Annotated in this window: 8 protein-coding genes; 5 read left to right on the top strand and 3 right to left on the bottom strand. The window is 47.9% G+C overall.

Annotation, left to right across the window (positions count from 1 at the left end):
• Nucleotides 1-26: 26 nt before the first annotated feature.
• From QUB06_RS33590 to QUB06_RS33580, 3 genes are all read right to left on the bottom strand, one after another.
• Nucleotides 27-308, bottom strand: a complete 282-nt coding sequence (locus QUB06_RS33590) for a transporter suffix domain-containing protein (protein WP_333439053.1) — start codon at nt 306-308, stop codon at nt 27-29.
• Nucleotides 309-415: 107 nt separating this feature from the next.
• Nucleotides 416-1,234, bottom strand: coding sequence for a carbohydrate ABC transporter permease (locus QUB06_RS33585; RefSeq protein ID WP_333439051.1), 819 nt, complete (start codon nt 1,232-1,234; stop codon nt 416-418).
• Between the two features lie 232 nt (nt 1,235-1,466).
• Nucleotides 1,467-1,664, bottom strand: coding sequence for a hypothetical protein (locus QUB06_RS33580; protein ID WP_333439049.1), 198 nt, complete (start codon nt 1,662-1,664; stop codon nt 1,467-1,469).
• A 64-nt stretch (nt 1,665-1,728) separates the two neighbouring features.
• Here QUB06_RS33580 and QUB06_RS33575 point away from each other — a divergent pair, with 64 nt between their 5' ends.
• From QUB06_RS33575 to folE, 5 genes are all read left to right on the top strand, one after another.
• Nucleotides 1,729-2,421, top strand: a complete 693-nt coding sequence (locus QUB06_RS33575) for an aldehyde oxygenase (deformylating) (RefSeq protein ID WP_333045307.1) — start codon at nt 1,729-1,731, stop codon at nt 2,419-2,421.
• Between the two features lie 149 nt (nt 2,422-2,570).
• A complete protein-coding gene (locus QUB06_RS33570) occupies nt 2,571-3,596 on the top strand; it encodes a long-chain acyl-[acyl-carrier-protein] reductase (protein WP_333138722.1) in 1,026 nt (341 codons plus the stop codon).
• Between the two features lie 260 nt (nt 3,597-3,856).
• Nucleotides 3,857-4,837, top strand: coding sequence for an acetyl-CoA carboxylase carboxyl transferase subunit alpha (accA, locus tag QUB06_RS33565; RefSeq protein ID WP_333439047.1), 981 nt, complete (start codon nt 3,857-3,859; stop codon nt 4,835-4,837).
• Nucleotides 4,838-5,079: 242 nt separating this feature from the next.
• Nucleotides 5,080-5,805, top strand: coding sequence for an SDR family oxidoreductase (locus QUB06_RS33560; protein ID WP_333439045.1), 726 nt, complete (start codon nt 5,080-5,082; stop codon nt 5,803-5,805).
• A gap of 123 nt (nt 5,806-5,928) precedes the next feature.
• A complete protein-coding gene (gene folE / locus QUB06_RS33555; protein WP_333439043.1) occupies nt 5,929-6,663 on the top strand; it encodes a GTP cyclohydrolase I FolE in 735 nt (244 codons plus the stop codon).
• Nucleotides 6,664-6,843 lie beyond the last annotated feature (180 nt).

Genomic DNA, 6,843 nt, shown 5'->3' with positions numbered 1-6,843 from the left:
TCTGATTTTTCGCTCATCTGACTACATTACCATATTTCTCGGCTCTTACTCTCACTATTTTTCACCTGAATCCTTACCCAAAAACAAACTTCCGCCCCAACAGCCAGAACGAAAGATAAAGTAGTTTTTTGGGTAATGTCCAGCGGCAGGAAGGGCACAACAAAAAAGACTGCCAACCACGGTAGAAAAGATACGATAAATAAAAACAAACCGAGCTTTTGCATAGATTCACATAATACAGCTTTGATATCCCCTTTATCTCTTAGTCCGCTTGGAGTTGACTTCGCACCAATGTCAGCAACAGGCAAGATGCCTGTTCCACAAGAACATTTAGTATTTGTGGAACAGGCATCTTGCCTGTTCTGGAGAATGGTTCAACAAATGACTACAAACTTAATTGCGAAGCATCTCAAACTCAATTCTTAATCCCCGTTGCCGCAATCCCGCGAATAAACTGCCGCTGACCGGCCAAAAACAGCAACACCACCGGTACAGTTCCAATTACCACCGCCGCCATCAACAACTGCCAACTGCTTGTAAACTGTTCCTGAAATTCCGCCAGAACTAACTGCACAGTCCGCAACTCCGGCCGCGTCGTAAACACCAGCGGCTTAAACAAATCGTTCCACTCCCCGATAAACGTAAACAAAAACAGCGTCACCAAAGCAGGGCGGGCCAAAGGTAACATCACCTGCCACAAAACCTGCCAGCGGTTAGCCCCATCCAGCATTGCAGCCTCCTCCAACTCCACCGGAACAGTCATAAAATACTGGCGCAGCAGAAAAATCCCAAAACCGTTAGCCGCCGTCGGCAAAATCAACGCCCCGTAAGTATTCAGCAGATGGCCCCACTTCAAAACCAAGAAAATCGGAATCACCAAAAGCTGAAACGGAATAGCCAGCGTCGCCAAAACCCCCAAAACTAGGGCCTGTCGCCCGCGAAACTTCAGCCGGGCCAAGGCGTAACCGGCCAAAGCAGAAGTCACAACCTGAAAACCCGTCACTGCGATCGCCACTAGAGTAGAATTAAGGAATGCCAACAAAAAATTGCCCCGTCGCCAAGCCTCGTGATAGTTCGCAAAAGTCAAGCCTGTGGCCTTGACACCAACACCAGATGGTGATAAAGAAACCAAAAATACAGCAGCCAGTGGCAGCAGCACCAGCGCAGCCCCCGCCAGCAAGCAAATAAAACTCAGCAATTCCAGCGCTTGAGATCTGTCAAAGGATTTACCCATAAATTTGTGAATTAACCTAAAATAATAAGCCTGTGAGGTTCTCCAACCCGATCGCCTCCCAGAGGATTCCCATACAACATAATATGTGGTAGAGGGAAAGAAGGAGTACCCAGCGAGGAAGTTGTGGTTAGGATATAATGTTAGAGATAGATTTGGTACTGTAAAACCTTTAAAGGTGGAGACATAGACCGTATTTCTATCATCTATTTCCGGGCAAAAGATCGACTAACGACTAATTCCAGTAATTAGTAAATAGATAGCATTCTAGCGATAGTCTTTCTGGAGTGTTCGAGGGCAAAAGTCCGGCCAACACGCTGAGGACGCCAGTTTTTCCCGGATAGTCAAAGAAAAGTTCTTTGTCGAAAGAATCCTCAGCTATAATCTGTGATTTAGATGGGGTGCGTTCAAAATAGGTAAAGTGTTCTGTCACTGACCCCCCATTTTAAAGGGGTTTCCAAACATCCCGCAAGCTTATATAAGGAGACTAGATATCTATGCCCCAGCTTGAGGCCAGCCCAACAATTGACTTTCAAACCGAAACTTACAAAGATGCTTACAGCCGCATCAACGCCATTGTGATTGAAGGCGAACAAGAAGCTCACGACAATTACCTGACACTGGCCGAACTGTTGGCTGACAAAAAAGCAGAGTTAATTGGCTTGTCCAAGATGGAGAACCGCCACATGAAAGGCTTCCAAGCTTGTGGCCGGAATCTTAAAGTCACGCCCGACATGGCATTTGCCAAGCAGTTCTTTTCGGAATTGCACAAAAACTTCCAGACGGCAGCGGCCCAAGGTCAGATTGTAACTTGCTTGTTGATTCAATCGCTAATTATCGAGTGTTTTGCGATCGCAGCTTACAACATCTACATCCCCGTCGCCGATGACTTTGCTCGCAAAATCACCGAAGGCGTCGTCAAAGAAGAATACAGCCACCTCAACTTTGGGGAAGTCTGGCTGCAAGCTCACTTTGAGGAATCCAAAGCGGAACTAGAAGCCGCCAACCGCCAAAACCTGCCCATCATCTGGAAGCTGCTAAACGCTGTCGCAGACGATGCCCGCGTCTTGGGAATGGAAAAAGACGCTTTAATCGAAGACTTTATGATTGCCTACGGCGAAGCTCTAGGCAACATAGGCTTTAACAACCGCGATATCATGCGGATGTCAGCACAAGGCCTCGCAGCCTAGTTAATTCGGAAATAAAGAATGGGAAAAAAATTAAAAATTAAAAATTAAAAATGGGATAACTCATTTTAAAATATAAATTTTTAATCTTCCCATCTTCCATCTTCCATCTTCCATCTTCCACCTTCCATCTTCCTTCATTTGACAACTTAATGTTTGGTCTAATCGGTCACTTAACCAGCTTAGAACACGCCCAATCAGTAGCTAACGAGCTGGGCTATCCAGAATATGCCGATCAAGGTCTCGATTTTTGGTGCAGCGCACCGCCTCAAATAGTTGATCAGATCACGGTAACAAGCATCACTGGACAAAAAATAGAAGGGCGCTATGTGGAGTCCTGTTTTCTGCCAGAAATGCTAGCCACTCGCCGGATTAAAGCAGCCACTCGCAAAATCCTTAATGCGATGGCACACGCTCAAAAAAACGGGATTAACATCACTGCTTTAGGCGGCTTTTCTTCGATCATTTTTGAGACTTTCAACTTGCAGCAAATTAAGCAAATTCGCAATCTCAAGTTGGAGTTTGAACGCTTCACCACTGGTAACACTCACACGGCTTATATCCTGTGTCGCCAAGTAGAAGAAGCAGCCCCTAAATTGGGGATTGAACTTTCAAAAGCCACGGTAGCCGTTTGTGGTGCTACTGGCGATATTGGCAGTGCTGTGTGTCGCTGGCTCAATGTTAAAACAAATGTAGCAGAATTGTTGCTCATTGCCCGCGACAAAGAACGATTACAAGATTTGCAATCGGAATTGGGCCGAGGCAAAATTATGGACTTGGAAGAAGCCCTCCCCCAAGCCGATATTGTAGTCTGGGTAGCCAGTATGCCCAAGGGAGTAGAAATTGACCCTAAGACATTGAAGCAACCATGTTTATTGATTGACGGTGGCTATCCGAAAAATCTGGCAACTCAGGTTCAGCATCCCGAAATTTACGTACTCAATGGCGGGATTGTGGAGCATTCCCTCGATATTGAGTGGAAAATTATGAAGATTGTCAATATGGATGTACCGGGCCGACAGTTGTTTGCCTGTTTTGCCGAATCAATGCTGCTGGAATTTGAAAAATTGTATACCAATTTTTCTTGGGGACGGAACCAAATTACTGTGGAGAAGATGGAGCAAATCGGTCTGATTTCTGTCAAACACGGTTTCCGACCTTTATTAATGTCAGTTTGATGTTAAGAGTCAACAGTTAAATTGGAAAATTTAACTGTTGACTTTTTCTTTGGCATCGGAATAATATTTTTCGGAGTGCAGCACGAGCGGGAAGCTCGCGCTATAGGATAATGATGATGTGACCAAATTTGATATCATACAAAATTTAAAACTCAAAGTTTCCAATTTGGCCGTCTTTTTTAGCATCCCCTGACAGGGTAGGATCTCGAAAGAGTCGATCGACAAAACCTGACAAAACCTTCCTTATAGAAATTATCCGCGTGCCAAACCCAGACCGTAAACCCTTACTCTTAGATTTTGAAAAGCCCCTGGCCGAACTCGAAACCCGAATTCACCAGATTCGAGAACTCGCCGCAGAAAACAGCGTCGATGTCACCGACGAAATTCGCAAACTAGAAGCTCGCTCAGCCCAACTGCGACAAGAAATTTTCAGCAGCTTGTCCCCCATGCAGCGGCTGCAACTCGCCCGTCACCCGCGCCGCCCCAGCACCCTCGATTACATTCAGGCAATTAGCGACGAGTGGATCGAGCTTCACGGCGATCGGCGCGGCGGAGACGACCCGGCCCTCGTCGGTGGAATTGCCCGCATAGACGGGCTTCCCACAGTCATCATCGGCCATCAAAAAGGGCGCGACACTAAAGACAATATCGCCCGCAACTTCGGCATGGCGGCTCCCGGCGGCTACCGCAAAGCCCTGCGGTTGATGGAACACGCCGATCGCTTCGGAATGCCAATTTTCACATTTATCGACACTCCGGGGGCTTGGGCGGGCTTAGAAGCAGAACAGCTCGGACAGGGAGAGGCGATCGCCTGTAACCTCCGAGAAATGTTTCGCCTCGACGTTCCCATTATTTGCACCGTCATTGGCGAAGGTGGTTCCGGCGGCGCATTGGGTATCGGTGTCGGCGAGCGACTGTTGATGCTGGAACATTCCGTCTACACCGTCGCCACCCCCGAAGCTTGCGCGGCCATTCTCTGGAAAGACTCTGGTAAAGCTAACTTGGCCGCAGAAGCTCTCAAAATCACTTCCTGGGATTTGAAAAACCTCGGAATTCTCGATCAAATAGTGCCAGAACCGATCGGCGGCGCTCACTCGAATCCCCTCAAAGCTGCGTCCATACTCAAACAAGCTTTGTTAGAAAACTTAGCAGAACTAACACAGCTTACCGGTCAGCAGCGACGCGAACTCCGGTATCAAAAGTTTCGCCACATCGGTGTATTCAATGAAATTTCGGCTTGAGCCGATCGATTCAGAGTTATCAGTTATGAGTTAAAAATTCTTAACTTTAAACTCATAACTCACAGCTCATTATTCTGCGGATCTGTCAGCAGTGTTATAATTTCTCAGGTGACACCGGCTTAACAGTTCTTAATGTTGATCTCATAATTAACTGTTATCACCCGCAGCAGACAGTTGTCTAATTTGCCTCAGAAGGCTGCAACGCTGTAGGGAGTTGCCGAGCGAAAGTATTAGGACACTGAATGAACCATCCAACAACAAAGCAGGCTCTGATTACCGGAGCCAGCAGCGGTATTGGCAAAGCGACGGCTCTAGCGTTCGCCGCCGAGGGCATAAATCTGGCCTTAGTTAGCCGAGAGTCGGAAAAATTAGAAGCCGTTGCCGCAGCAGCCCGAGAAGTCGGAGTGAAAGCAGAAGCTTATCCCTTAGACTTGGCAAAAATTGAGCAAGTGCAAAGCAGCATCAGCGCGATCGCATCTCAATTGGGTTCCGTAGATATCCTAGTCAACAGCGCTGGCATGGGCTACACCGGCTCCTTAACTGAAACGTCCCTAGCCGACTGGCAGAACGTTCTAGACCTCAATCTTACTAGCGTTTGGCAGTGCATTCTAGGAGTTTTGCCGTCCATGCGCGATCGCGGATCGGGAATCATCATCAACGTTTCCTCGATCGCTGGCACCCAAGCCTTCCCCAACTGGGGAGCCTACTGCGTCAGCAAATTCGGTCTCATGGCTTTGTCTAAAACCTTAGCCGCCGAAGAACGGGCTCGCGGAATTCGCGTAACAGCAATCTGTCCGGGTTCTGTCAACACTCCCCTGTGGGACACAGACACCGTGGACGCCGACTTCGATCGCACCGCCATGTTAACCCCAGAAATCGTCGCCCAATCAATTCTGCACGCAGTTCAGTTGCCAGCAAGTGCAGTAATTGAAGAAATCACGCTCATGTCCAACGCAGGAGTTTTGTGAACTTGAGATTTTAGACTGCTGGATTTTTCTCAATTCAACAATCTTTGAATCTCTAGCTATATCCCCCAATCGAAAATCGAAAATCTAAAATCTAAAATCGATTCACCCTCACACCAACTTGTTATGACAATTGCATCTTCCGCCGATTCCAATGGCTCGAATTCAATCTCGACTGACAGCATGAAACTGTTACAAACCGCAGAGAACAACTCCCCGCGCATCCCCACTCGACCAGATCGCAATTCCTCGCACGGTCAAGAATCCAGCGTACCCGTACCCTCAGAAGTAGGGCAAGAAGAAATGATGGAGGCCGTTCGCACCCTGCTGCTGGGAGTAGGAGAAGACCCTGAACGCGAAGGATTGCTCAAAACCCCGAAGCGGGTAGCAGAAGCAATGCGGTTTCTCACCAGCGGTTACAGTCAATCCCTCGAAGAACTCCTCAACGGCGCTATCTTTGACGAAGGTCACAACGAAATGGTACTGGTGCGAGACATCAGCGTATTCAGTATGTGCGAACACCATATGCTGCCGTTTATGGGCCGAGTTCACATTGCTTACATTCCCAACCAAAAAGTAGTGGGATTGAGCAAATTAGCCAGAATTTCCGAGATGTACAGCCGCCGATTGCAGGTGCAAGAACGTTTGACGCGCCAAATTGCCGAAGCAGTTCAGACAATATTGGAACCGAAGGGAGTTGCTGTAGTCATGGAAGCCAGCCATATGTGCATGACGATGCGGGGTGTGCAAAAACCCGGTGCTTGGACGGTTACGAGTGCCATGTTGGGCGTGTTCCAAGAGGAACAGAAAACTCGCGAAGAATTCCTGAATTTGATCCGCCACCAACCGGCATTCTTTTAGTCCGTTGATAGTCGATCGATTGACATTTGATAGTTAACAACAGTTAGGAGTGCGAGCGTCTTCGCTCGCGCATCCGAGTTATATTGTGTCCGGTCGATGGACAGTAAGGAACCCCACGTTTAAAAGCGGGGGCTTTTGGGAAGTCCGGCTCGTTCCGAGCGGTGCAAGAAGAAAGCCCGA

The organism is Microcoleus sp. D2_18a_D3, assembly GCF_036702455.1.
Taxonomy (GTDB): Bacteria; Cyanobacteriota; Cyanobacteriia; order Cyanobacteriales; family Microcoleaceae; genus Microcoleus.
The sequence above is the reverse complement of the archived record's forward strand: the minus strand, read 5'-3'. Positions and strand labels throughout refer to the sequence as shown.

What these genes read in the sequence shown, in the direction of transcription:
- QUB06_RS33585 (WP_333439051.1), bottom strand. Translation starts at nt 1,234, where the DNA reads ATGGGTAAATCCTTTGACAGATCTCAAGCGCTGGAATTGCTGAGTTTT.
- QUB06_RS33575 (WP_333045307.1), top strand. Translation starts at nt 1,729, where the DNA reads ATGCCCCAGCTTGAGGCCAGCCCAACAATTGACTTTCAAACCGAAACT.
- QUB06_RS33570 (WP_333138722.1), top strand. Translation starts at nt 2,571, where the DNA reads ATGTTTGGTCTAATCGGTCACTTAACCAGCTTAGAACACGCCCAATCA.
- QUB06_RS33560 (WP_333439045.1), top strand. Translation starts at nt 5,080, where the DNA reads ATGAACCATCCAACAACAAAGCAGGCTCTGATTACCGGAGCCAGCAGC.
- folE (WP_333439043.1), top strand. Translation starts at nt 5,929, where the DNA reads ATGACAATTGCATCTTCCGCCGATTCCAATGGCTCGAATTCAATCTCG.